19 protein-coding genes are annotated in these 24,414 nt (G+C 72.3%); 18 read left to right on the top strand and 1 reads right to left on the bottom strand.

The window, feature by feature from the left end; all coding sequences use genetic code 11:
• The first annotated feature begins 2 nt into the window (after positions 1 to 2).
• The 13 genes from AC07BF_RS12010 to AC07BF_RS11950 all read left to right on the top strand — a co-directional run bounded on the left by AC07BF_RS12010 (position 3) and on the right by AC07BF_RS11950 (position 14,717).
• Complete coding sequence (locus tag AC07BF_RS12010) at positions 3 to 1,655, top strand: UDP-N-acetylmuramoyl-L-alanyl-D-glutamate--2,6-diaminopimelate ligase (RefSeq protein ID WP_079135533.1); 1,653 nt, start codon at positions 3 to 5, stop codon at positions 1,653 to 1,655.
• On the top strand, positions 1,652 to 3,055 hold the full coding sequence (locus tag AC07BF_RS12005) for a UDP-N-acetylmuramoyl-tripeptide--D-alanyl-D-alanine ligase (RefSeq protein WP_363582926.1): 1,404 nt from the start codon (positions 1,652 to 1,654) through the stop codon (positions 3,053 to 3,055). The genes AC07BF_RS12010 and AC07BF_RS12005 overlap by 4 nt, the downstream gene beginning before the upstream one ends.
• Entirely contained in the window at positions 3,055 to 4,116 is a 1,062-nt protein-coding gene (mraY, locus tag AC07BF_RS12000) for a phospho-N-acetylmuramoyl-pentapeptide-transferase (RefSeq protein WP_350884360.1), read from the top strand. The genes AC07BF_RS12005 and mraY overlap by 1 nt, the downstream gene beginning before the upstream one ends.
• Positions 4,113 to 5,600, top strand: a complete 1,488-nt coding sequence (gene murD / locus AC07BF_RS11995) for a UDP-N-acetylmuramoyl-L-alanine--D-glutamate ligase (RefSeq protein WP_478333311.1) — start codon at positions 4,113 to 4,115, stop codon at positions 5,598 to 5,600. The genes mraY and murD overlap by 4 nt, the downstream gene beginning before the upstream one ends.
• 131 nt (positions 5,601 to 5,731) lie before the next feature.
• A complete protein-coding gene (gene ftsW, locus AC07BF_RS11990; RefSeq protein ID WP_371516659.1) occupies positions 5,732 to 7,039 on the top strand; it encodes a putative lipid II flippase FtsW in 1,308 nt (435 codons plus the stop codon).
• 6 nt (positions 7,040 to 7,045) lie between these two features.
• On the top strand, positions 7,046 to 8,152 hold the full coding sequence (gene murG, locus AC07BF_RS11985; RefSeq protein ID WP_063347235.1) for an undecaprenyldiphospho-muramoylpentapeptide beta-N-acetylglucosaminyltransferase: 1,107 nt from the start codon (positions 7,046 to 7,048) through the stop codon (positions 8,150 to 8,152).
• Positions 8,145 to 8,921, top strand: a complete 777-nt coding sequence (locus tag AC07BF_RS11980; RefSeq protein ID WP_363582922.1) for a cell division protein FtsQ/DivIB — start codon at positions 8,145 to 8,147, stop codon at positions 8,919 to 8,921. Before murG ends, AC07BF_RS11980 begins: the two co-directional genes overlap by 8 nt.
• A gap of 363 nt (positions 8,922 to 9,284) precedes the next feature.
• Positions 9,285 to 10,499, top strand: coding sequence for a cell division protein FtsZ (gene ftsZ, locus AC07BF_RS11975; protein WP_371516657.1), 1,215 nt, complete (start codon positions 9,285 to 9,287; stop codon positions 10,497 to 10,499).
• Entirely contained in the window at positions 10,496 to 11,227 is a 732-nt protein-coding gene (pgeF, locus tag AC07BF_RS11970; protein ID WP_478333310.1) for a peptidoglycan editing factor PgeF, read from the top strand. Before ftsZ ends, pgeF begins: the two co-directional genes overlap by 4 nt.
• On the top strand, positions 11,227 to 12,033 hold the full coding sequence (locus tag AC07BF_RS11965) for a YggS family pyridoxal phosphate-dependent enzyme (protein WP_079135532.1): 807 nt from the start codon (positions 11,227 to 11,229) through the stop codon (positions 12,031 to 12,033). The genes pgeF and AC07BF_RS11965 overlap by 1 nt, the downstream gene beginning before the upstream one ends.
• A 303-nt stretch (positions 12,034 to 12,336) precedes the next feature.
• Positions 12,337 to 12,939: a cell division protein SepF gene (locus AC07BF_RS11960; RefSeq protein WP_031071810.1), complete on the top strand. Its 603-nt coding sequence runs from the start codon at positions 12,337 to 12,339 to the stop codon at positions 12,937 to 12,939.
• Positions 12,940 to 13,038: 99 nt separating this feature from the next.
• Positions 13,039 to 13,320, top strand: coding sequence for a YggT family protein (locus tag AC07BF_RS11955; RefSeq protein WP_063347232.1), 282 nt, complete (start codon positions 13,039 to 13,041; stop codon positions 13,318 to 13,320).
• 59 nt (positions 13,321 to 13,379) lie between these two features.
• The gene (locus tag AC07BF_RS11950) at positions 13,380 to 14,717 is read left to right on the top strand and encodes a DivIVA domain-containing protein (RefSeq protein WP_400805663.1); all 1,338 of its coding nucleotides are present in this window, start codon (positions 13,380 to 13,382) and stop codon (positions 14,715 to 14,717) included.
• 185 nt (positions 14,718 to 14,902) lie between these two features.
• Here AC07BF_RS11950 and ileS read toward each other — a convergent pair whose 3' ends face one another.
• Positions 14,903 to 18,031 (bottom strand): isoleucine--tRNA ligase, encoded by a 3,129-nt coding sequence (ileS, locus tag AC07BF_RS11945; RefSeq protein WP_363582914.1) that lies wholly within the window; start codon positions 18,029 to 18,031, stop codon positions 14,903 to 14,905.
• Between the two features lie 641 nt (positions 18,032 to 18,672).
• Between ileS and AC07BF_RS11940 the strand changes: the two genes are divergently transcribed.
• The 5 genes from AC07BF_RS11940 (at position 18,673) to AC07BF_RS11920 (ending at position 24,383) form a co-directional block, all read left to right on the top strand.
• The gene (locus AC07BF_RS11940; protein ID WP_244293330.1) at positions 18,673 to 19,140 is read left to right on the top strand and encodes a TraR/DksA family transcriptional regulator; all 468 of its coding nucleotides are present in this window, start codon (positions 18,673 to 18,675) and stop codon (positions 19,138 to 19,140) included.
• A 166-nt stretch (positions 19,141 to 19,306) separates the two neighbouring features.
• On the top strand, positions 19,307 to 19,960 hold the full coding sequence (gene lspA / locus AC07BF_RS11935; RefSeq protein ID WP_400805704.1) for a signal peptidase II: 654 nt from the start codon (positions 19,307 to 19,309) through the stop codon (positions 19,958 to 19,960).
• A 60-nt stretch (positions 19,961 to 20,020) separates the two neighbouring features.
• A complete protein-coding gene (locus AC07BF_RS11930; protein ID WP_363582910.1) occupies positions 20,021 to 20,959 on the top strand; it encodes an RluA family pseudouridine synthase in 939 nt (312 codons plus the stop codon).
• 1 nt (position 20,960) lies between these two features.
• Positions 20,961 to 21,422, top strand: a complete 462-nt coding sequence (locus AC07BF_RS11925; protein ID WP_478333309.1) for a GNAT family N-acetyltransferase — start codon at positions 20,961 to 20,963, stop codon at positions 21,420 to 21,422.
• 156 nt (positions 21,423 to 21,578) lie between these two features.
• Positions 21,579 to 24,383, top strand: coding sequence for an alpha/beta fold hydrolase (locus AC07BF_RS11920; protein WP_478333308.1), 2,805 nt, complete (start codon positions 21,579 to 21,581; stop codon positions 24,381 to 24,383).
• The last annotated feature ends 31 nt before the right edge of the window (positions 24,384 to 24,414 follow it).

The raw sequence follows: 24,414 nt of genomic DNA, 5'->3' as shown, positions 1-24,414 counted from the left end.
GTATGAGCAACGAGCGGGTCGGGCCGGACGGCGGCGCGGCGAAGGGCCGGTTTGGCCCTGGACACCCTTCGGCGGATAGCCTTCCCGCCGTGCCGAAACCCGATCAAATCACCGTGAGTCCGCCCCGCCCGGCCGGGACCGCCGCCCTGCCGCTCGCCGAACTGGCCCGCCAGCTGGGCCTCGATCCCGTCGAGGGGGGCCTCGTCAGCGGCGTCACCCACGACTCCCGGGCGGTGCGCCCCGGCGACGTGTACGTGGCCTTCCCCGGCGCCAACCACCACGGCGCGGCCTTCGCGGCCCAGGCCGCGGCGGCGGGCGCGGCGGCGCTGCTCACCGACCCGGCCGGCGCCGAGCTGGCGGCCGGCACCGGCCTGCCGCTGCTGGTCGTCGACCGGCCGCGGGCCCGGATGGGCGAGCTCGCGGCAGCCGTCTACGGCCGCCCCTCCGAGCGGCTGCTGATGATCGGGCTGACCGGCACCAACGGCAAGACCACCACGTCCTACCTGGTCGAGGGCGGCCTGCTCGGCGCCGGGCGCGCCCCCGGGGTGATCGGCACCGTCGAGATGCGGGTCGGCGACGAGCGGATCAAGAGCGAGCGCACCACCCCCGAGGCCACCGACCTGCACGCGATCCTCGGCGTGATGGCCGAGCGCGGCGCGGACGCGGTGACCATGGAGGTCTCCAGCCACGCGCTGGTCTACGGCCGCACCGACGGGGTGACGTACGACGTCTCCCTGTTCAACAACCTCACCCCCGAGCACCTCGACTTCCACCCGGACATGGAGGACTACTTCCAGGCGAAGGCCCGGCTCTTCCAGCCCGGCAAGTCCCGCCACGGCGTGGTCAACGTGGACGACGAGTACGGCCGCCGGCTGGCCGCCGAGGCCAAGATCCCGGTGACCACCTTCTCCGCCACCGGCGCCGTCGAGGCCGACTGGCGGGCCGTGGACGTCCAGCTCGGCCCGGTCGGCTCCACCTTCCGGGTGCTCGGCCCGGACGGCGCCGAGGCCGACGCGGCCGTGCCGCTGCCCGGCCCGTTCAACGTGGCCAACGCGCTCGCCGCGATCACCCTGCTGGTCGCCGCCGGCCTGCCGCTGGAGCGGGCCGTGGCCGGCGTCGCCGCGGTGCCCGGCGTGCCGGGCCGGCTGGAGCGGGTGGACGCCGGGCAGGCGTTCGTCGCCGTGGTCGACTACGCGCACAAGCCGGACGCCCTCCAGGCCGTCCTCGGCTCGCTGCGCGAGGTCACCAAGGGCCGGCTGCACGTCGTCGTCGGCTGCGGCGGAGACCGGGACCCGCACAAGCGCGGCCCGATGGGCGCCATCGCCGCCCGGCTCGCCGACACCGCCCTGCTGACCAGCGACAACCCGCGCAGCGAAGACCCGCTGGCGATCCTCGCCAGCATGCTGACCGGCGCCGCCGCGGTGCCCGAGGCCGAGCGCGGGACCGTCCTGGTCGTCCCCGACCGGGCCGAGGCGATCCGGATCGCCGTCGCCCGCGCCCACGCCGGGGACACCGTGCTGGTGGCCGGCAAGGGCCACGAACTTGGCCAGTACGTACGAGACGAGATCCGCCCCTTCGACGACCGGGAGGTGCTGCGCGAATCCATCACGCAGACCACGGCCGCCCGGGGCGACCGAGGAGTAGAGCAGCAGTGATCGCACTGACCCTCGCCGAGGTGGCCGCCGCAGTCGGGGGCACCCTGGACGGCGCCGACCCCGGCGCCCTGGTGACCGGCCCGGTCGAGGTCGACTCGCGGAAGGTGCGCCCCGGCGGCCTGTTCGCGGCCTTCGTCGGCGAGCGCGTGGACGGCCACGACTACGCGGACGTCGCGGTCGGGGCCGGCGCCGTCGCGGTGCTGGCCGACCGCCCGGTCGGCGTGCCCGCCGTCCTGGTCGACAGTGTGGTGGACGCGCTCGGCAAGCTGGCCCGGGCCGTGGTCGCCCGCGCCGAGGGCACCGCCGTCGTCGCGCTGACCGGCTCGGCCGGCAAGACCAGCACCAAGGACCTGATCGCCCAGCTGCTGCAGCGCCTCGGCGACACGGTCTACCCGCCCGGCTCGCTCAACAACGAGATCGGCCACCCGATGACCGCGCTGCGGGTCGAGCCCGGCACCCGGCACCTGGTCATGGAGATGGGCGCCCGGCACAAGGGCGACATCGAGTACCTCACCTCGATCACGCCGCCCCGGATCGGAGTGGTGCTGAACGTCGGCACCGCGCACGTCGGCGAGTTCGGCTCGCAGGAGGCGATCGCCGAGGCCAAGGGCGAACTCGTCGAGGCGCTGCCCGCCGACGGCGCCGCGATCCTCAACGCGGACGACCGGCTGGTGCGCGCGATGGCCGGCCGTACCAGGGCGAAGGTGGTCCTGTTCGGGGAATCCCCGGATGCCCACGTCCGGGCGACGAACGTTCGGCTGGACGCCGCCGGACGGCCATCCTTCACGCTCACCACCCCGGCCGGTTCCGCGCCCGTGCAGCTGCGCCTGTACGGTGAGCACCACGTCTCGAACGCCCTCGCCGCCGCTGCGGTGGCGGTGGAGCTCGGGATGTCCGTCGACGACACCGCGACCGCCCTGGGCGAAGCGGGTGCGCTGTCCCGCTGGCGCATGGAGGTCGTCGACCGGGCCGATGGTGTCACCGTCGTCAACGACGCCTACAACGCGAACCCCGACTCGATGCGGGCCGCGTTGCGGGCGCTGGTCTCGATGGGGGGACGCGGCCCGGAGCGCCGCCGCACCTGGGCGGTGCTCGGCGAGATGCGGGAGCTCGGCGAGGAGAGCCTGGCCGAGCACGACGCCATCGGGCGGCTCGCCGTCCGACTGGACGTCACCAAGCTGGTGGCGGTCGGTGGACGCGAGGCGGCCTGCATGGAACTCGGCGCGAGGAACGAAGGTTCGTGGGGTGAGGAGTCGGTGCTGGTGTCCGACGCGGACGCGGCGGTCGAGCTGCTGCGCAGTCAACTTCGGCCGGGGGATGTGGTCCTGGTGAAGGCGTCCCGTTCGGTGGGGCTGGAGAAGGTGGCCGAGGCCCTCCTCTCGGACGGTGTGGCCGCGTAATGAAGCAGATCCTCTTCTCCGGCATGATCGGCCTGATCCTGTCGCTGGTCGGTACCCCCGCCCTGATCAAGCTGCTCGCCCGGCAGGGCTACGGCCAGTACATCCGCGACGATGGGCCGAAGGCGCACCACAGCAAGAAGGGCACGCCCACCATGGGCGGCATCGCCTTCATCCTGGCGACCCTGATCGCCTACTTCGGGACCAAGGCGATAACGGGCGAGAGCCCGACGGCCTCCGGCCTGCTGGTGCTCTTCCTGACGACCGGTCTGGGCCTGGTCGGCTTCCTGGACGACTACATCAAGGTGGTCAAGCGCCGCTCGCTCGGTCTGCGGGCCAAGGCGAAGCTGGCCGGCCAGTCCATCGTCGGCCTGGCCTTCGCCGTGCTGGCGCTGCAGTTCCAGGACGACCGCGGGCTCACCCCGGCGTCCCAGCACCTGTCCTTCGTCCGGGACTACGGCTGGTCGATCGGCCCCGTGCTGTTCGTCATCTTCGCCTACTTCATGATCGCCGCGACCTCCAACGGCGTGAACCTGACGGACGGTCTGGACGGCCTCGCCACCGGTGCCTCGGTGATGGCCTTCGGCGCCTACACCTTCATCGGCGTCTGGGAGTACGGGCAGAGCTGCGCCTACTCCGTCACCGCGACCGTCAGCTGCTACGACGTCCGCGACCCGCTGGACCTCGCGGTGGTCGCCGCCGCCCTGATGGGCTCCTGCTTCGGCTTCCTCTGGTGGAACACCTCGCCCGCCAAGATCTTCATGGGCGACACCGGCTCGCTCGCCCTCGGCGGCGCCCTGGCCGGTCTGGCGATCTGCTCGCGCACCGAGCTGCTGCTGATCCTGCTCGGCGGCCTCTTCATGATCATCACCCTGTCGGTGATCATCCAGGTCGGCTCGTTCCGGATGACCGGCAAGCGCGTCTTCAAGATGGCGCCACTGCAGCACCACTTCGAACTCAAGGGCTGGAGCGAAGTCCTGGTCGTGGTCCGGTTCTGGATCATCCAGGGACTCTGCGTGGCCGTCGGCCTCGGCCTCTTCTACGCGGGATACCGGACCGGATGACGAACCCTGACTTTGCGAATCTGCCCGTCGTCGTCGCCGGGCTCGGCGTCTCCGGCATCAGCGCCGCGCGCGTCCTGCACGGCCTCGGCGCCCACGTCACCGTGGTGGACGGCGGCAGCGGCGCGGGCCTGACCGCCCGGGCCGCCGAGCTGGAGGCGCTCGGCGTCACCGTCCGCCTCGGCGACGGCGACAGCCTGCCCGAGGGCACCCGGCTGGTCGTCACCTCGCCCGGCTGGGCGCCCGACCGCCCGCTGTTCGCCGCCGCCGCGGCGGCCGGCATCGAGGTCTGGGGCGACGTCGAACTCGCCTGGCGCCTGCGCCGGCCGCTGCCCGCCACCGGCGAGCCCGCCCCCTGGCTGGCCGTCACCGGCACCAACGGCAAGACCACCACCGTCCAGATGCTCGCCTCGATCCTCACCGCCGCCGGGAAGCGCACCGCCGCCGTCGGCAACGTCGGGGTGTCGGTCCTGGACGCGGTCCTCGCCGAGGAGCCGTACGACGTGCTCGCCGTCGAGCTCTCCAGCTACCAGCTGCACTGGGCGCCCTCGCTGCGCCCGCACTCGGCGGTCGTGCTCAACCTGGCCCCCGACCACCTCGACTGGCACGGCTCGATGGAGGCGTACGCCGCCGACAAGGGCCGGATCTACCAGGGCAACACCGTCGCCTGCGTGTACAACCTGGCCGACCCGGCCACCGAGGCGCTGGTCCGCGAGGCCGACGTCGAGGAGGGCTGCCGGGCGATCGGCTTCGGCCTCGGCGCGCCCGCCCTGTCGAACCTCGGGGTGGTGGACGGGCTGCTGGTGGACCGCGCGTTCGTGGCCGACCGGGCCAAGAACGCGGCCGAGCTGGGCACCGTCGAGGACGTCAGCTCACCCGTCGCCCACCACCACCCTTCCGAGGAGGGCGCTGCGCGCCGTCCTGCCGCCCCGCACAACATCGCCAACGCGCTCGCCGCGGCGGCGCTGGCCCGGGCGTACGGCGTCGAGCCGAAGGCCGTCCGGGAGGGCCTGCGGGCCTTCCGCCCGGACGCCCACCGGATCGCCGAGGTCGGCGTGGTCGGCGAGGTCACCTACGTCGACGACTCCAAGGCCACCAACACCCACGCCGCCGCCGCCTCGCTGGCCGCCTTCCGGCCGGTCGTCTGGATCGCCGGCGGCCTGGCCAAGGGCGCGACCTTCGACGACCTGGTCCAGGGCGCGGCCGGGCGGCTGCGCGCCGCCGTGCTGATCGGAGAGGACCGCGCGCTGATCCGGGAGGCGCTGGAGCGACACGCTCCGGATGTCCCGGTGATCGAGGCGGCCGAGGGCCAGACTGGCGCGGTGGCGATGGCGGAGGTCGTCCGGACGGCCGCCTCGCTCGCCCGGCCGGGTGACACGGTGCTGCTGGCACCGGCCTGCGCCTCGATGGACATGTTCACCAACTACGGCGAGCGCGGCGACCTCTTCGCCGCCGCGGTCCGGCAGCTGGCGGACCGCGGGGAGTGAGCCGAAGGGCCGTACCGGGCCGGAGCGGCCCGGCGGCGGGTGAGCCGTGAAGAGAGAGTGAGCGGGGAGTGGCTGGGCAGGGCAGGGCGGGTTCCGGAGCACCGGAGCGGGAGGCCGCCGAGCCGTGGCGCGTGATCTCGGCCACCACGACCAAGTACAAGTCGGCCGGACCGCTGGCCCGGGTACGGGCCTTCCGGTACCGGGTGCGGTACTGGCTGGACCGGCCGCTCACGCCCTACCTGCTCGTCATCGGCACGACGCTGCTGCTGGTGGTGCTCGGCCTGATGATGGTCTTCTCGGCCTCGCAGATCCTCGCGCTGGGCCAGCACCACTCGGCGCAGTACTACTTCCTCAAGCAACTGATCGCGGCCATCCTCGGCCTGGTCCTGCTGATCGGCTTCGCCTCCGTGCCGCTGGCGGTGCTGCGGGTGATCGTCTACCCGGTGATGTTCGGGGTGATCGGCGCGCTCGCGCTGGTCGCCGTACCCGGCATCGGGGTGCGGATCAACGGCAACCAGAACTGGCTGGACTTCGGCTTCTTCCAGTTCCAGCCCTCGGAGTTCGCCAAGCTCGCGCTGGTGCTCTGGGGCGCCGACCTGCTCGCCCGCAAGCAGAAGGCCGGCACCCTCACCACCTGGAAGCACCTGCTCGTCCCGCTGGTGCCGGGCGCCCTGCTGCTGCTCGCGCTGATCATGCTCGGCGGCGACATGGGCACCTCGATGATCCTGGTGGCGATGCTGTTCGCGCTGCTCTGGATGGTCGGCGCGCCGCTGCGGCTGTTCGTGGCCACCGTCGGGGTGGCCGTGGTCGTCTGCACCGCGCTGGTGATCACCGTCCCGCACCGGGCGGAGCGCCTGGGCTGCATCGGCGTCACCAAGCCCGACCCGGACGGGGCCTGCTTCCAGGCGCTGCACGGCGTGTACTCGTTCGCGCTCGGCGGAGGCTTCGGCACCGGTCTCGGTGCCGGCGTGGAGAAATGGGGCCAGCTGCCCGAGGCGCACACCGACTTCATCTTCGCCGCGACCGGCGAGGAACTGGGCCTGGTGGGGACGCTGTCGGTGATCGGTCTCTTCGCGGCACTAGGCTACGCGGGTATCCGTGTGGCCATCGGTACGAAGGACCCCTTCGTCAGGTACGCCGCGGGAGCCGCCACCACCTGGATCATGGCGCAGGCCATGATCAACCTGGGGTCGGCGCTGGGACTGCTGCCCATCGCGGGCGTCCCGCTCCCGCTGTTCTCCTACGGCGGTTCCGCCATGCTGTCGGCCATGTCCGCGATCGGTGTGCTGCTGTGCCTGGCGCGCAGCACCTCGGGCGCGAAGGCGGCGCTGGCCGCCCGGAGCAAGAACTCCCGGATCAGGAGACGACTGGCCCGGGTGCTGCCACGACGACGAACCACAGCGCGCCCGGCCCCGGGGCCGGCACGCAGGGAGCGGTGAATTTCGGTGCATGTCGTACTCGCCGGCGGGGGGACCGCCGGTCACATCGAGCCGGCGCTGGCCCTCGCGGACGCCCTCCGCAGGCACGACCCGTCCATCGGGATCACCGCCCTGGGAACCGAGCGCGGACTGGAGACCCGGCTGGTGCCGGAACGCGGCTACCAGTTGGAGCTGATTCCGGCCGTCCCGCTGCCCCGCAAGCCCACCCCCGAGCTGATCACCGTCCCCGGCCGGCTGCGCGGCACCGTCCGGGCCGCCCAGGAGATCATCGAGCGGGTCAACGCGGACGCCGTGGTCGGCTTCGGCGGCTACGTCGCGATGCCCGCCTACCTGGCCGCCAAGCGGGCCGGCGTGCCGATCGTGGTGCACGAGGCGAACGCCCGTCCGGGCCTGGCCAACAAGATCGGCGCCCGCTACACGGACTTCGTCGCGGTCTCCACGCCGGACAGCAAGCTGCGTGACTCCCGGTACATCGGCATCCCGCTGCGCCGGACCATCGCCACCCTGGACCGGGGCGCCGCCAGGCCGGAGGCCCGGCACTACTTCGGCCTCGACCAGCGGCTGCCCACCCTGCTGGTCTCCGGCGGCTCCCAGGGCGCGCGCCGGCTCAACGAGGTGGTCACCGCGATCGCCCCGCGGCTCCAGCAGTACGGCGTGCAGATCCTGCACGCCGTCGGCCCGAAGAACGAGCTGCCGCAGGTCGAGGACATCCCCGGGATGCCGCCGTACCGCGCGGTGCCGTACGTCGACCGGATGGACCTCGCCTACGCGGCGGCGGACCTGATGCTCTGCCGGGCCGGCGCCATGACCGTCGCCGAGCTGGCCGCCGTCGGGCTGCCCGCCGCGTTCGTCCCGCTGCCGATCGGCAACGGCGAGCAGCGGCTGAACGCCCAGCCGATGGTCAAGGCCGGCGGCGGCCTGCTGGTGGACGACGCCGAGCTGACCCCGGAGTGGGTGCTGCAGAACGTGCTGCCGGTGCTCACCGACCCGCAGCGGCTGTGGGACATGAGCCGGGCCGCCGCCGAGTTCGGCCGCCGGGACGCCGACGACCTGCTGGTCGGCATGGTCTACGAGGCGATCCAGGCCTCCCGCGGCGGTCGCCGCCGTGGCTGACGGCCGGCTCGCCGACCCGCTGGAGGAAGAGCTGGAGGCCGAGGAGTCCGCTCCTCGGCTCCGGCTCTCCCGGCGGGGCATCGTGGTGCTGAGCGTGCTCGGCGCCGCGGTGCTGGGCGTGCTGGCCTGGGTGGTGTTCTTCTCCTCGGTGCTGGACGTGCGCGAGGTCGCGGTCCAGGGGCCGAAGGACGAGAAGCTGACGGCGGACCAGGTCCGCGAGGCGATCGGCGGGATCGGTGACGGCCCGCTGGCCAGAGTGGACCTGGACGCCGTCCAGCGCCGGGTGGAGGCGATCCCCCGGGTGGCGAAGGCCGAGGTGTGGCGGGGCTGGCCGCACACCCTGCGGGTGAAGGTCGTCCAGCGCACGGCGGTGGCCGCCGTCAAGGGGGAGGACGGTCAGTTCACCCAGGTGGACGCCGCCGGCGTGAGCTTCGCCACCGAGGCGGCCCCGCCGGAGGGGGTGCCGGTGGTGGAACTGCGGCTCAGTCAGCAGGCCAAGGACGCGGACGGGGTGATCTCCCGTTCGCAGCTGGTTCAGGGCGCGGTGTCGGTGGCCGCCGGACTGCCGCCCGAGGTGGCGAAGCGGGCCGGAGCGGTGCTGGTGCACTCGTACGACGATATTCAGCTGCAGCTCAGCGGGGGTGCGACGGTGCGTTGGGGGAGCCCGGAGCAGACCGACCGCAAGGCCCGGACGCTGGTCGCGTTGATGGCTCAGAAGGGCTCGAACTTCGACGTGAGTGCGCCGGAGGCGCCGGCGGTGTCGGGATGATCCGGTAGGTTCTGTGCCTGAGGGAGGGGTTGACGCTGTGAAGTGTCGGCCCGACCCTTGGTGGTCACCCCGGTTTCATGTGCCGGCCGATGATCACATAGGCTCAAAAGAAAAGGGGAAGCTCGGCGTGTTCGTTGAAACACGTGCCTGGAGCCACCTAGTGTCCTGTGTCACCAGACTGTGCCCCCTGGTGATGTGACGGAGGCACAGGACTAACCCTAAAGGTCAAGTTTAGGGTTGGGGTCGGCGGTCGGCATTTCGGACATTCAGTCGGAAACCAGGCTCCCTACCCATCGACATCCGTCGGTACGATCCCCCGTCGGGTCGGGCCGACCCGGAAATTCGAGGCGAGAGGCCTTCGACGTGGCAGCACCGCAGAACTACCTCGCAGTCATCAAGGTCGTCGGAATCGGCGGCGGTGGTGTCAACGCCATCAACCGGATGATCGAGGTCGGTCTCAAGGGCGTCGAGTTCATCGCGATCAACACCGATGCGCAGGCCCTCCTGATGAGCGACGCCGACGTCAAGCTCGATGTGGGCCGTGAACTCACCCGGGGCCTCGGCGCCGGCGCCAACCCCGAGGTCGGCCGCAAGGCCGCCGAGGACCACCGCGAGGAGATCGAGGAGGTCCTCAAGGGGGCCGACATGGTCTTCGTCACCGCGGGTGAGGGTGGTGGCACGGGCACGGGCGGCGCGCCCGTGGTCGCCAACATCGCCCGTTCGCTCGGCGCCCTGACCATCGGCGTGGTCACCCGCCCCTTCACCTTCGAGGGCCGTCGCCGCGCCAACCAGGCCGAGGACGGCATTGCGAGCCTGCGCGAAGAGGTCGACACCCTCATCGTGATCCCCAACGACCGGCTGCTGTCCATCTCGGACCGCCAGGTCAGCGTGCTCGACGCGTTCCGCTCGGCCGACCAGGTCCTGCTCTCCGGTGTCCAGGGCATCACCGACCTGATCACCACCCCCGGCCTGATCAACCTCGACTTCGCCGACGTCAAGTCCGTCATGTCGGAGGCCGGTTCGGCGCTCATGGGCATCGGTTCGGCCCGCGGCGAGGACCGTGCCAAGGCGGCCGCCGTGATGGCGATCTCCTCGCCGCTGCTGGAGGCCTCGATCGACGGCGCCCGCGGCGTGCTGCTCTCCATCTCGGGCGGCTCCGACCTCGGCCTGTTCGAGATCAACGAGTCGGCCCAGCTGGTCAGCGAGGCCGCGCACCCCGAGGCCAACATCATCTTCGGCGCGGTCATCGACGACGCGCTCGGCGACGAGGTCCGGGTCACCGTCATCGCGGCCGGCTTCGACGGCGGGCAGCCGCCGGCGATCGTCCGCGACCCGGTGGTCAAGGCCACCCCCGCCGCCGCGGCCACGCCGCCGGCCGCCCCGGAGCGCCCGGCCACCCGGCCGTCCTACGGGAGCATCGGCTCGGTGACGTCGCGTTCGGAGGGGGAGACCCACGCCGCGCCGCGCGCCACCGAGACCGTGACCACCGCCCCGGTGCCGCCGCAGGTGCAGCCGGTCCGGCAGCCGTTCGTCGAGAGCCCGGCGGAGGAGCTCGACGTCCCGGATTTCCTTAAGTGATCGATCACGCCGTACGCGCGGGTGCTCACTTCGCCTTCACCGACAGGTGGGGCGGGGTGAGCACTTCGCCGTACGGGGAGCTCAACCTCGGCGGGGCGGTGGGGGACGACCCGGAGACCGTCCGGGAGAACCGGGCGATCGCCGCCGGGGAGCTCGGGCTCGACCCGGCCGACGTGGTCTGGATGAACCAGGTGCACGGCGCGCGGGTCGCCGTGGTGACGCAGCGCCAGTCGCCGGGGGACGCCCCCACGGTGGACGCGGTGGTCACCGACCGGCCGCTCGCGCTCGCCGTCCTGACCGCCGACTGCACTCCGGTGCTGCTGGCCGACCCCGTGGCGGGTGTGGTGGGCGCGGCCCACGCGGGCCGGCCCGGGCTGGCGGCCGGGGTGGTGCCCGCGGTCCTGCGGGCGATGGTCGAACTGGGGGCCGAACCCGGCCGGATCGCCGCGGCCACCGGCCCGTCGGTCTGCGGCCGGTGCTACGAGGTGCCGGCCGACCTGCGGGCGGAGGTCGCCGCGGTGGTGCCCGCCGCGTTCGCCGAGACCTCCTGGGGAACACCGGCGCTGGACGTGGCCGAGGGGGTCGCGGCCCAGCTGGCCGCCGCCGGGGTCACCGGGTTGGTGCGGTCACCGGTCTGCACCCTCGAATCCGCGGATCACTACTCCTATCGCCGCGAGCAGCGCACCGGCCGACTCGCGAGCTACGTCTGGTTGGGCTCTGATCATTGATGACGAACGACATCTACGGACCGTTCCCGGGGAGTCGCGGCGGCCTTCCCGACCAGAGCTGGCTGGAGACCCTGACGGAGGGGCAGCGGGCCCGGTACGAGGAGCTGGGGACCAACCTCGACGTGGTCGAGCGGAGGATCGCCGACGCCTGTGCGGCTGCCGGACGGCCGCGCGACGAGGTCACCCTGGTCGTCGTCACCAAGACCTACCCCGCCGAGGACACCGCGCTGTTGGCCGGACTGGGTGTGACGGATGTCGCGGAGAACCGCGACCAGGACGCCGCACCCAAGGCAGAGCAGTGCAGAAACCTTCCTCTTGACTGGCACTTCGTCGGACAGCTGCAGACCAACAAGGTCCGCTCGGTCGTCCGGTACGCGAACCACGTGCACTCGGTGGACCGGCTGCGGCTGGTCGGGTCGCTCTCCGCGGCGGTGCTCAAGTCCGAGCGCCCGGAGCTGGGTTGCCTGGTGCAGGTGGCCCTGGACAAGGAGCACGGCGAGGGGGCCCACCGGGCCGGCGTCGCCCCGGAGGACGTCGCGGAACTCACGGACGCGATCGCCGACACGCCCGGACTGCGGCTGGACGGTGTGATGACCGTCGCTCCGTTGGCCGGTCCGCTCGCCGGAGACCCGCTCCGTGCCTTCGAGCGGCTGACGGAAATCGCAACCGCAGTACGCACGACCCATCCTGCTGCCACCATGGTCTCCGCGGGAATGAGCGGTGACCTTGAGCAGGCGATTGCCGCCGGGGCGACACATGTGCGCGTCGGAACGGCGGTACTCGGAGTGAGGTCACCCCTCAGGTAACGTCACCGGGTAGTAGATCAGACTGCAGGACAAAATAGGACAGAATCTAGCAGCTCCTCGGAGCGCTAGCGAACCGTGGATCGCAGCTCCGCGGCCCCCACCCCACGAACTCTGACCGGCCGTCGGCCTGACGGGCCGTCGTGGGTGGACCGCGGAATCCGCAGGCAGGGCCGCACGGCCTGGCCGCCGGGACGGAGTCGGTCCGCACGGAGCGAGCAGAGCGAGCGACCATCGGAAGGTGCGCGTTTCGCGAAGCCGCCACCGAGCGCCAGCGAGGTGGCTATGAGCGGAGGAGACAGGAGCATGGCCGGCGCAATGCGCAAGATGGCGGTCTACCTCGGCCTCGTGGAGGACGAGACGTACGACGGTCAGGGGTACGACCCTGACGACGACTACGACGCGGACCCCGAGCCGATTCGAACGGGACAGCGGACCGAGGACATCCCCCGGCCGGCCGCCGCGCCCGCCCCGGTCTCCTCGATCACTCCGCAGCCGGTCCCGGCCGCGGTGCCGATCCGGCAGGAGACCCCGAGGATGGCCCCAGTGTCGTCCATCACACCCGAACGCCGCCACAACCTGGAGAAGAGCGCCCCGGTGATCATGCCCAAGGTAGTGAACGAACGAGAGCCCTACCGCATCACCACGCTGCACCCGCGGACCTACAACGAGGCCCGTACCATCGGGGAACAGTTCCGTGGCGGGACCCCCGTGATCATGAATCTGACCGAGATGGACGACACCGACGCGAAGCGACTCGTAGACTTCGCCGCTGGACTCGTCTTCGGTCTGCACGGCAGTATCGAGCGCGTGACACAGAAGGTGTTCCTGCTGTCGCCTGCTAACGTCGATGTCACGGCGGAGGACAAGGCTCGGATCGCCGAGGGTGGGTTCTTCAACCAGAGCTGACCCGGCCACGACTTTACGTGTGGATCTGATCAACAGTGGATTAGCGACAGGTGACGAGCGGCAGGCCCAAGGGCCCGGAACCGGGGAGAGGGAAACGCGATGGACATCGTGTGGGCGGTGCTCTACTACGCCCTGACCGTCTTCCTGGTGTTCCTGCTCGTGCGACTGGTCATGGACTGGGTCTTCCAGTTCGCGCGTTCGTGGCGGCCCGGCAAGGCCATGGTCCTGGTCCTGGAGGCCACGTACACTGTCACGGATCCGCCGCTCAAGCTTCTTCGGCGGTTCATTCCGCCGTTGCGTTTCGGGGGCGTGGCGCTCGACCTGTCCTTCTTCGTACTGATGATCATTGTGTATGTCCTGATCTCGCTTGTGCGGCCCTAGTCGTAGGTGAGCGATGCGACAGGATGCCGGTGTGCCGACGATCACGTTGAGGTGAAGAGATGCCATTGACCCCCGAGGACGTTCGGAACAAGCAGTTCACGACCGTCCGCCTGCGCGAAGGCTATGACGAGGACGAGGTCGATGCCTTCCTCGACGAGGTCGAAGGAGAGCTGACCCGCCTGCTTCGCGAGAACGAGGACCTGCGCGCCAAGCTGGCCGCCGCGACTCGCGCCGCCGCGCAGAACCAGGCGAACATGCGGAAGGAGCCGCCGCAGGACGCCCGTTCGGGCGCCCCCGTTCCGGCCGCCATATCCGGCCCGCCGGTTCCCGGCCAGCAGGGCCCCGGCCCGCAGCAGCAGCAGATGGGCCCCGGTGGTCCGCAGCAGCAGCAGATGGGCGGCCCGCAGCAGCAGCAGATGGGCAACCAGCCGCTCGGCCTGCCCTCCGGCGCCCCGCAGCTCCCCGCCGGCCCCCAGCAGATGGGCGGCCCGCAGCAGCAGATGAACCAGACCATGGGCGGCCAGCAGCAGCTGGTCCAGCCGATGGGCGGTCAGATGCTCCAGCCCATGGGCGGCCCCGGTGGCCCGCAGCAGATGGGCAACCCGATGGGCCAGGGCATGGGCCAGCAGCAGCAGATGCAGCCGATGGGCGGCCCCATGGGCGGCCCGCAGCAGCAGCAGATGGGCGGCCCCATGGGTGCCCCCATGCAGCAGCAGGGCCCCGGTGGCGACAGTGCCGCCCGCGTCCTGGCGCTCGCTCAGCAGACCGCCGACCAGGCGATCTCGGAGGCCCGTTCCGAGGCCAACAAGATCGTCGGCGAGGCCCGCAGCCGCGCCGAGGGCCTGGAGCGCGACGCCCGTGCCAAGGCCGACGCCCTGGAGCGGGACGCGCAGGAGAAGCACCGCGTCGCGATGGGCTCGCTGGAGTCCGCGCGCGCCACGCTGGAGCGCAAGGTCGAGGACCTGCGGGCGTTCGAGCGCGAGTACCGGACGCGCCTCAAGTCGTACCTGGAGACCCAGCTGCGCCAGCTGGAGTCGCAGGCCGACGACTCGCTCGCCCCGCCGCGGATCCCCGCCACCGCGTCGCTGCCGCCGGCGGCCTCGTCGATGGCTCCGGCCGGTGCCGGTGCGATGAGCGGTGCCCCGGCCTTCGGTGGCAACCAGCCGGCCTTCGGCGGCAACGCGCCGTCGTTCGGCGGGCAGAGCTCCTTCGGTGGCAACCCGCCGGCGCCGAGCTTCGGCGGCCAGGCGTCCGGTGGCAACACCGGCGCGCCGCAGATGCAGCCGGCCGGGATGACGCAGCCGATGGCGGCCGTCCGCCCGCAGCCTCCGCAGCCGATGCAGCAGGCGCCGGCGCCGATGCGGGGCTTCCTGATCGACGAGGACGGCGACAACTGAGGTTGTAGCGCGGCCTTTTGAGAGCGCCCCCTGTTCGACCCACGGGTCGGACAGGGGGCGCTCTGCTGTGGTGCGGGCGCGGGCGGGGGATGGGCGCGTGCGGGGTGGTGACGTCGCTTCGGGGGCGCGCGGGTACGGCGAAGCCGCCGTCGCCCCGGGCGGGGTGACGGCGGCTTCGGAGTCGGTCAGGCCTTGCGGAGCTGGAAGGCGAGGCCGAGGGCTTCGTCGGCGAAGGTCTCGGAGTCCCAGTCGGCCGTGCCGGCGGCGAAGTCGGTGGCCAGGACCTCCTCGGCGACGAGGGGGCCGTGCTCGGCGATGGCCTCGGCGGTCTCCTCGGTGGTGGCCCGCCAGCGCAGGACGATCCGGTCGGCGACGTCGAGACCGGAGTTCTTGCGGGCCTCCTGGATCTGGCGGATGGCGTCGCGGGCGACGCCGAGCCGCTTGAGCTCCGGGGTGATGGCCAGGTCGAGGGCGACGGTGGCGCCGGACTCATTGGCGACGGCCCAGCCCTCGCGCGGGGTCTCGGTGATGATCACCTCGTCCGGGGAGAGGGCGACCGGCTCGCCGTTCAGTTCGACCGAGGTCTCGCCGTCGGCGCGCAGTTCGGCGGCCAGGCGGGCGGCGTCGGTGGCGGCGACCGCCTTGGCGACGTCCTGCACGCCCTTGCCGAACCGCTTGCCCAGGGCGCGGAAGTTGGCCTTGGCGCTGGTGTCGACGAGCGAGCCGCCGACCTCGGCGAGCGACTCCAGGGTGGAGACGTTGAGCTCCTCGGCGATCTGCGCGCGCAGGTCGGCGGGCAGCTCGTCCCAGCCCTGGGCGGCGATCAGCGCGCGGGACAGCGGCTGACGGGTCTTCACGCCGGACTCGGCGCGGGTGGCCCGGCCGAGCTCCACCAGGCGGCGGACCAGCGCCATGTGCCGGGAGAGGTCGGTGTCGATCAGCGACTCGTCCGCCTGCGGCCAGGTGGCCAGGTGGACCGAGGCCGGGGCGTCCGCGGCGACCGGGACGACCAGGTCCTGCCAGACCTGCTCGGTGATGAACGGGGTCATCGGGGCCATCAGGCGGGTGACCGTCTCCAGCGCCTCGTGCAGGGTGGCGAGCGCGGCCGCGTCGCCCTGCCAGAAGCGGCGGCGGCCGCGGCGGACGTACCAGTTGGACAGGTCGTCGACGAAGCCGGACAGCAGCTTGCCGGCGCGCTGGGTGTCGTACGCCTCGAAGGCGGCGTCGACCTCGCGGACCAGGGTGTTCAGCTCGGAGAGCACCCAGCGGTCCAGCTGCGGGCGGTCGGCCGGGGCCGGATCGGCCGCCGAGGGGGACCAGCCGGCGGTGCGGGCGTACAGGGCCTGGAAGGCGACGGTGTTCCAGTAGGTGAGGAGGGTCTTGCGGACCACCTCCTGGATGGTGCCGTGGCCGACCCGGCGGGCCGACCAGGGCGAACCGCCGGCGGCCATGAACCAGCGGACGGCGTCGGCGCCGTGCTGGTCCATCAGCGGGATCGGCTGCAGGATGTTGCCCAGGTGCTTGGACATCTTGCGGCCGTCCTCGGCCAGGATGTGGCCCAGGCAGACGACGTTCTCGTAGCTGTTCTTGTCGAACACCAGGGTGCCGACCGCCATCAGCGTGTAGAACCAGCCACGGGTCTGGTCGATCGCCTCGGAGATGAACTGCGCCGGGTAGCGCTTCTCGAACAGCTCCTTGTTCTGGTACGGGTAGCCGTACTGGGCGAAGGGCATCGAGCCCGAGTCGTACCAGGCGTCGATGACCTCGGGGACCCGGGTCGAGGCGCCGCCGCACTCGCGGCAGGCGAAGGTCACGTCGTCGATGTACGGGCGGTGCGGGTCGAGCTCGCTCTGGTCGGTGCCGGTGAGCTCGGAGAGCTCGGCCAGCGAGCCGACGCAGGTGAGGTGGCCCTCCTCGCAGCGCCAGATCGGCAGCGGGGTGCCCCAGTAGCGGTTACGGCTGAGCGCCCAGTCGATGTTGTTGTTCAGCCAGTCGCCGAAGCGGCCGTGCTTCACGTTCTCCGGGTACCAGTTGGTGGCCTCGTTCTCCCGGATCAGGGCGTCCTTGACCGCGGTGGTGCGGATGTACCAGGACGGCTGCGCGTAGTAGAGCAGCGCGGTGTGGCAGCGCCAGCAGTGCGGGTAGCTGTGCTCGTACGGGAGGTGGCGGAAGAGCAGGCCGCGCTCCTTGAGGTCCGCGACCAGGGCCTCGTCGGCCTTCTTGAAGAACTGGCCGCCGACCAGCGGGACCTCGGGGGCGAAGGTGCCGTCGGCGAGCACCGGGTTGACCACCGGCAGGCCGTACCTGCGGCAGGTCGCGAGGTCGTCCGCGCCGAAGGCGGGCGACTGGTGGACGATGCCGGTGCCGTCCTCGGTGGTGACGTAGTCGGCGTTGAGGACGTAGTGCGCGTTCTCGATCTCGACCAGGTCGAACGGGCGGCGGTAGGCCCAGCGCTCCATCTCGGCGCCGGTGAAGGACTCGCCGGTGGCCTCCCAGCCCTCGCCGAGGGCCTTGGCGAGCAGCGGCTCGGCGACGACCAGCTTCTCCTCGCCGTCGGTGGCCACCACGTAGGTGACCTCCGGGTGGACGGCGGCGGCGGTGTTGGAGACCAGGGTCCACGGGGTGGTGGTCCAGACCAGCAGCGCGGCCCGGCCGGCCAGCGGGCCGCTGGTCAGCGGGAAGCGGACGAAGACCGAGGGGTCGACGACGGTCTCGTAGCCCTGGGCCAGCTCGTGGTCGGACAGGCCGGTGCCGCAGCGCGGGCACCAGGGGGCGACCCGGTGGTCCTGGACCAGCAGGCCCTTGTCGAAGATCTGCTTGAGCGACCACCAGACGGACTGGACGTACGACGGGTCCATCGTCCGGTAGGCCTCGTCGAGGTCGACCCAGTACCCCATGCGGGTGGTCAGCTCGGTGAAGGCGTCGGTGTGGCGGGTCACCGACTCGCGGCACTTGGCGTTGAACTCGGCGATGCCGTACGCCTCGATGTCCTGCTTGCCGGAGAAGCCCAGCTCCTTCTCGACGGCGAGCTCGACCGGGAGGCCGTGGCAGTCCCAGCCGGCCTTGCGGGCGACGTGGTAGCCCTTCATCGTCCGGAAGCGGGGGAAGACGTCCTTGAAGACGCGGGCCTCGATGTGGTGGGCGCCGGGCATGCCGTTGGCGGTCGGCGGGCCCTCGTAGAAGACCCACTCGGGGCGGCCCTCGGACTGCTCCAGGCTGCGCTGGAAGATCTTGTTGTCCTGCCAGAACGACAGGATCTGGTGTTCGAGGGCGGGCAGGTCCACCTGTGCGGGGACGGAGTTGTAGGTGCTCATCGCGGGCGTCATACCTCCGGCGGATGTGAACGGGATCCGACGGAGGGACGAGACGGCGAGCCGCCCCGCGGTACCACCCTCCTTGGCCGCGGTGCTGCTGCGGCCCTCTTGTTTGGGCTTGCTGCCGGGTCTAGTGGGCCGGCCCGCGCGGTGGCGGGCGGCCGTTCTTCCGGCGGCTCCGGGGTGATCTTCCCGCCGTGCACACCCCCGGGCTCGCACCGTCCCCGGGTCGCTGGTGGCTGCGTACGTCGGTACTCGTCCCATCTGCGCCTTGCAGGGCCAGTGTATCGGCCGGGCGAGTCGGTTTGTCCAAATCGTTTTTCCCCGCGGTGGACGACCGGGGCGCTCCGGGGCCGGCGGCGGTGGTGGTTAGGCGGGGGTGATCTGGGCACAAGTCTGGTCAGCGCGCGGGGCGTGGCGGCTGGGGCGGCTGCCTGGGTGGGGTCATCATGGGGCGTCGGAATGTCATGTTGTGACCGGTTTTGATCGGGATTATCGTTCCGGCACTGGAGGCCGCCGGGAACCGGCGGCTCGATTCGTTCGTAGATGGGGTCGAAGCCATGGCTGAGAAGGCAACCGGCGCGGGTACCGCCACCAAGCGGGCACGCAAGGCCGTGGCGGCCGATCCAGGGGAGGGGACCGTGACCACTACCGCACGGCAGAAGAGCAGCACCGACACCGTCACCGTGCCGCGCGGCGCCGAGTCGGTGGACCCGGCCACGCTGCCGGTCCGGCCCGGCGAGGACCCGTGGACCACCGACGAGGTCCACGAGCTGCACACCGAGCTCATCAGCGAGCTGGAGCGGCTGCAGAATGAGATCGACGCCGCCGAGGCGGCCATCTCCGGCCTGATGCGTGACTCCAACGACGGAGCCGGTGACGACCAGGTGGACGCCGGTACGAAGAACATCTCGCGGGAGAGCGAGCTCGCGCTCGCCAACAACGCCCGGGACAGCCTCGCCCAGACCGAGCGGGCCCTGACCAGGCTGGAGGGCGTCGGCTTCGGCACCTGCGAGTCCTGCGGGCAGGCCATCGGGAAGGCCCGGATGCAGGCCTTCCCCCGGGCCACGCTCTGCGTGCAGTGCAAGGCCAAGCAGGAACGCCGCTGACGCGGCCGACCGGGGCGGCGCAGGGGGTCGGGCTTGCCGTACGCTCGACCCCGTAACGTCGCCTGAATCCTCGGGACACGTCCGGTTCGGAGGTGTCCGGTACGGCGACCAATGGGCCCACCCTCCCCCACCTCCAACCGGGGGAGCTCCACCGGCAGCGGAGCGGATCATCAGTACGCAAGGTTCCCCCCAGACGCGGGACGACGCCGTCCCGACCCCCGCCGAAGCCGTGGAGGTGGCCGTGGCCGAGTCCACCGAGCCCGCCGAGCCTGCTGGGCCCACCGAGGCGAGCGCCCCGGCCGCGGCGGAGGCGCCGAAGGGCCGTCGGCGGGTCGGCGTGCTGATGGTCGTCGCGCTGCTCGCCTTCCTGATCGACCTCGGCAGCAAGCTGCTGGTCGTGGCCCGGCTGGAGAACCACGCGGCGATCAAGGTGATCGGGGACGTCGTCACCTTCCAGGTCATCCGCAACTCCGGCGCCGCCTTCGGCATGGGGCAGGCGCTGACCGTCGTCTTCACGATGATCGCCTCGGCCGTCATCGTGGTGATCTGGCGGATCGCCCGCCGGCTGTACAGCCTGCCCTGGGCGATCGCGCTCGGGCTGCTGCTCGGCGGGGCCCTGGGCAACCTCACCGACCGGCTGTTCCGCTCGCCGGGCGTCTTCCGCGGGCACGTCGTCGACTTCATCTCCGTCCAGCACTTCGCGGTCTTCAACCTCGCCGACTCGGCGATCGTCTGCGGCGGAATCCTCGTCGTGCTGCTCTCCTTCCGGGGCAGCAACCCGGACGGCACCGTCCACCAGCAGGGCGGCAAGACCGAGTAGCAGGGGCCCCGGGCGGTCGGGCGGGCGGCGGAGGGCCGCGGTTCCGGCATACTCGTACGGGTGAGTACCGCAGCGCAGATCCGCAGCCTCCCCGTACCCGACGGCCTGGAGGGCGAGCGCCTCGACGCCGCCCTCGCCCGGATGTTCGGCTTCTCCCGGACGAAGGCCGCCGAGTTGGCCGCCGACGGCAAGGTGACGCTCGACGGCGCCGTGGCCGGAAAGTCGGACCGGGTGACCGCCGGCTCCTGGCTGGAGGTCGAGATCCCGGCCCCCGCCGCCCCCGTGCGGATCATCGCCGAGCCGGTCGAGGGCATGCGGATCATCCACGACGACGAGGACATCGTGCTCGTCGACAAGCCGGTCGGCGTCGCCGCCCACCCCAGCCCCGGCTGGACCGGCACCACCGTCATCGGCGGGCTCGCCGCGGCCGGCTACCGGATCTCCACCTCCGGCGCCGCCGAGCGCCAGGGCGTCGTGCACCGGCTGGACGTCGGCACCTCCGGGCTGATGGTCGTCGCCAAGTCCGAGCGCGCGTACACCGACCTCAAGCGGCAGTTCCACGACCGGATCACCGAGAAGCGCTACCACGCCCTCGTGCAGGGGCACCCGGACCCGCTGAGCGGCACCGTGGACGCGCCGATCGGGCGGCACCCCAGCTCGGACTGGAAGTGGGCCGTGACCAAGGACGGCAAGCCGTCCGTCACCCACTACGACCTGATCGAGGCCTACCGCTCGGCCTCGCTGCTCGACATCAAGCTGGAGACCGGGCGCACCCACCAGATCCGGGTCCACATGTCCGCGCTGCGCCACCCCTGCGTGGGCGACCTGACCTACGGCGCCGACCCGACGCTGGCCAAGCGGCTCGGGCTGACCCGGCAGTGGCTGCACGCCGTGTCGCTCGGCTTCGAGCACCCGGCGGACGGGCAGTGGGTCGAGTTCTCCAGCGAGTACTCGCCCGACCTGCGCAAGGCGCTCGACATCATCTCGTCGGAGAGCTGAGATGACGGCGGCCATCCGGACCGCGGCGGGCGCCGCGGACCTGGCGCTGGTGCGGGACGTGCGGCGCGAGGTGTTCATCGTCGAGCAGAACGTGCCGGAGGAGCTGGAGTACGACGAGTACGACGCGACCTCGGTGCACCTGCTGGCCGTGACGGCGGACGGGACCGCGCTCGGGACCGGACGGCTGATCTTCGGGGAGCAGGCGCTGAAGCTCACCGGGGGTGTCGAGGGCAGGGTGCTGCTCGGACGCCTCGCGGTGGTGTCGGCGGCCCGGGGGACCGGGCTCGGGGCCCAGCTGGTGCGGGCGATCGAGGCGGCCGGGCTCGACCGTGGGGCCGTCGAGGTGGAACTGCACGCGCAGGTGCGGGCGCTGGGGTTCTACGAGCGGCTGGGGTACGCGGCCGAGGGCCCGGTGTACGAGGACGCGGGGATACCGCATCGGACGATGACGCGGGTGCTGTAGGGCGTGCCCTGTGGATCCCCGTACCCCTGGTGGGGTGCGGGGATCTCCGTCGTCCCGTGCCGTACCAGGGCGCAACGGGGTGAACGGGGCGGAAGCGGCGGCTTCGGCGGTGGCCTTATCGGACGCCTACCCGGGGGGCGGATACGATCAGCCCCCATGGAGTTCGGTGGGGCGTGGCGCCGGTGGCGCAGCCGGGGTACGACGGTGCGGCGCAGGGTGGTGGCCGGTGCGGTGGCCCTGGTGGTGGTGGCCGGGGTCGGTACGGCGACGGTGGCGTCCGGCGGTGAGCCGGCGGTCCATCAGGAGGACCGTTTCCTCGCCATGCCGGAGACCCCCGGCAGTGACCAGCAGGTCCAGGTGGACACCTCCTTCTTCACCACCGGCAGCACCCCGCGCCCGGCGGTCCTGCTCGCGCACGGCTTCGGCGGTTCCAAGGACGGCGAGCGCGAACGCGCCCAACAGCTGGCCCGGCAGGGCTACGCGGTGCTGACCTGGTCGGCGCGCGGCTTCGGGCACTCGGGCGGGAAGATCGGCCTCAACGCGCCCGACCGCGAGGTCGAGGACGTCAAGCACCTGGTGGACTGGCTGGCCCAGCGGCCCGAGGTGCAGCTCGACGGGCCCGGCGACCCCCGGGTCGGCATCACCGGTGCCTCGTACGGCGGCGCCGTCTCGCTGCTGGCCTCCGCGTACGACCACCGGATCGACGCGGTGGCCACCCAGATCACCTGGTGGAACCTCGCCGACGCGCTGTTCCCGCAGGGCGTGCAGGGCTCGGGCGCCGTCGACGGCGTGTTCAAGAAGCTCTGGGCCGGGATCTTCTTCACCACCGGCGCGGCCGGCGACCTCGGGCCCTCCGGCGGCGCGCCGCGCGGCGGCGGGGCCGGGCAGGGAGGGCCGGGGCAGGGCGGCGACGCCGCGGGCGGGCCGGTCGGCTGCGGGCGGTTCCTGGAGTCGCTCTGCCAGATGTACGACCGGGTCGCCACCGCCGGGCACGCCGACCCGGAGGCCGTCGCGCTGCTGGACCGCTCCAGCCCGTCCTCGGTGGCCGCGCAGCTCAAGGCGCCCACCCTGGTCGTGCAGGGCCAGCAGGACTCGCTGTTCCCGCTCGACCAGGGCGACCGGATCGCCCGGGCCGTCGCGGCCAACGGGGCGCCGGTCTCGGTGGACTGGTTCGCCGGCGGGCACGACGGCGGCACCGACACCAGCGCCCGGGTCGACGACCGGGTGACCGCCTGGTTCGACCACTACCTGAAGGGGCAGGGCGACGACACCGGCCCCGCGTTCCGGGTCACCCGCACCGGGGGCGTCGACTCCACCGGCTTCCAGGCCGTGCTGCGCGGCGCCTCCGCCGACCGCTACCCGGGCCTGGGCGGAACCGGCTCCCACGGTGTCGAACTGGCCGGCGGTGAGCAGACCATCGCCAACCCGCCCGGCGGGGCTCCGCCCGGGATCTCGACGCTGCCCGGGATCGGCGCGCTCAGCCAGGCCGCCTCGCTGGGCGCCGGGCTGTCGCTCGACTTCCCCGGCCAGCACGCCGCCTTCGACTCCGCGCCGCTGGACCAGCCGCTGCACCTGACCGGGCAGCCCACCGTGCCCGTCCAGGTGCGCGCCGACCGGCCGGACGCGGTGTTCTTCGCCAAGCTGTACGACGTGGGCCCGGACGGCAAGGCCGTGCTCCCGCAGCAGCTCGCCGCCCCGCTGCGGGTCACCGGCGCCGACGCGGGCCGCACCGTCACGGTCGCGCTGCCCGCCGTCGACCACACCTTCGCCGCCGGGCACCGGCTGCGGCTCGTCCTGGCCGCCACCGACCTCGCGTACGCCTCGCCCGTCGAGCCCGCCACCTACCGGGTCGCGCCGGCCGGGGCGCTCACCGTGCCGACCGACGACGAACTCGTCACCGAGGCCACGCCGCTGCCCGCGCGCACCTGGCTGCTGCCGCTGGCGGCCGTCGTGGTGGCGCTCGGCCTGGTGCTGTCGCCCCGGCTGCTGCGCCGCCGTCGGCGGGGGGCGGGCGACGGGCCGGCGTACGATCCGGTGCTGGCCGGGGTGCCGTTGCAGATCACCGGCCTGAGCAAGCGCTACAAGGGCGCTCAGGACCGTTACGCCGTGCGGGAGTTGGGCTTCCGGGTGGAGCAGGGGCAGGTGCTCGGCCTGCTCGGGCCCAACGGCGCCGGCAAGACCACCACGCTGCGGATGCTGATGGGCCTGATCCGGCCCGACGCGGGCGAGATCCGGATCTTCGGCCACCTGGTGCGCCCCGGCGCACCGGTGCTCTCCCGGGTCGGCGCCTTCGTCGAGGGCGCGGGCTTCCTGCCGCACCTCACCGGCCGGGCCAACCTGCGGCTGTACTGGCAGGCCACCGGCCGGCCGGAGGCGGACGCCCGCTTCGACGAGGCGCTGGCCATCGCCGGTCTCGGCGAGGCGCTCGACCGCGCGGTGCGGACCTACTCGCAGGGCATGCGGCAGCGGCTCGCCATCGCCCAGGCCATGCTCGGGATGCCGGACCTGCTGATCCTCGACGAGCCGACCAACGGGCTCGACCCGCCGCAGATCCGCGAGATGCGCGAGGTGATGATCCGGTACGCCGCCGCCGGCCGTACCGTCATCGTCTCCAGCCACCTGCTCGCCGAGGTCGAGCAGAGCTGCACGGACCTGGTGGTGATGGACCGCGGGCGGCTGATCACCACCGGAGCCGTCGGCGAGATCGTCGGTGCGGGCGAGCTGCTGTTCCTCGGCGTGCCCGCCGGGTACGAGCCCGGGTCGGTCGTCGAGAAGGTGGGCGTGCTGGCCGGGGTCGGTTCGGCGGAGGCCGTCGAGGGCGGGCTGCTGGTGCGCCTGGACGGGCTGGCGGCGCACGAACTGCTGGCCGAACTGGTGCGCCTCGGCGTGCCGGTGGAGAGCGCCGGGCCGCAGCGGCGGCTGGAGGACGCGTTCCTGTCGTTGATCGGAGGTGCGGCGTGAGCAGTGGCGTGAGTGGTGGGGCGAGCGGTGA

This window comes from Kitasatospora sp. NPDC043950 (genome assembly GCF_056435345.1).
Note: the sequence above shows the minus strand (reverse complement) of the source record. Positions and strands in the feature narration are given on the sequence as shown.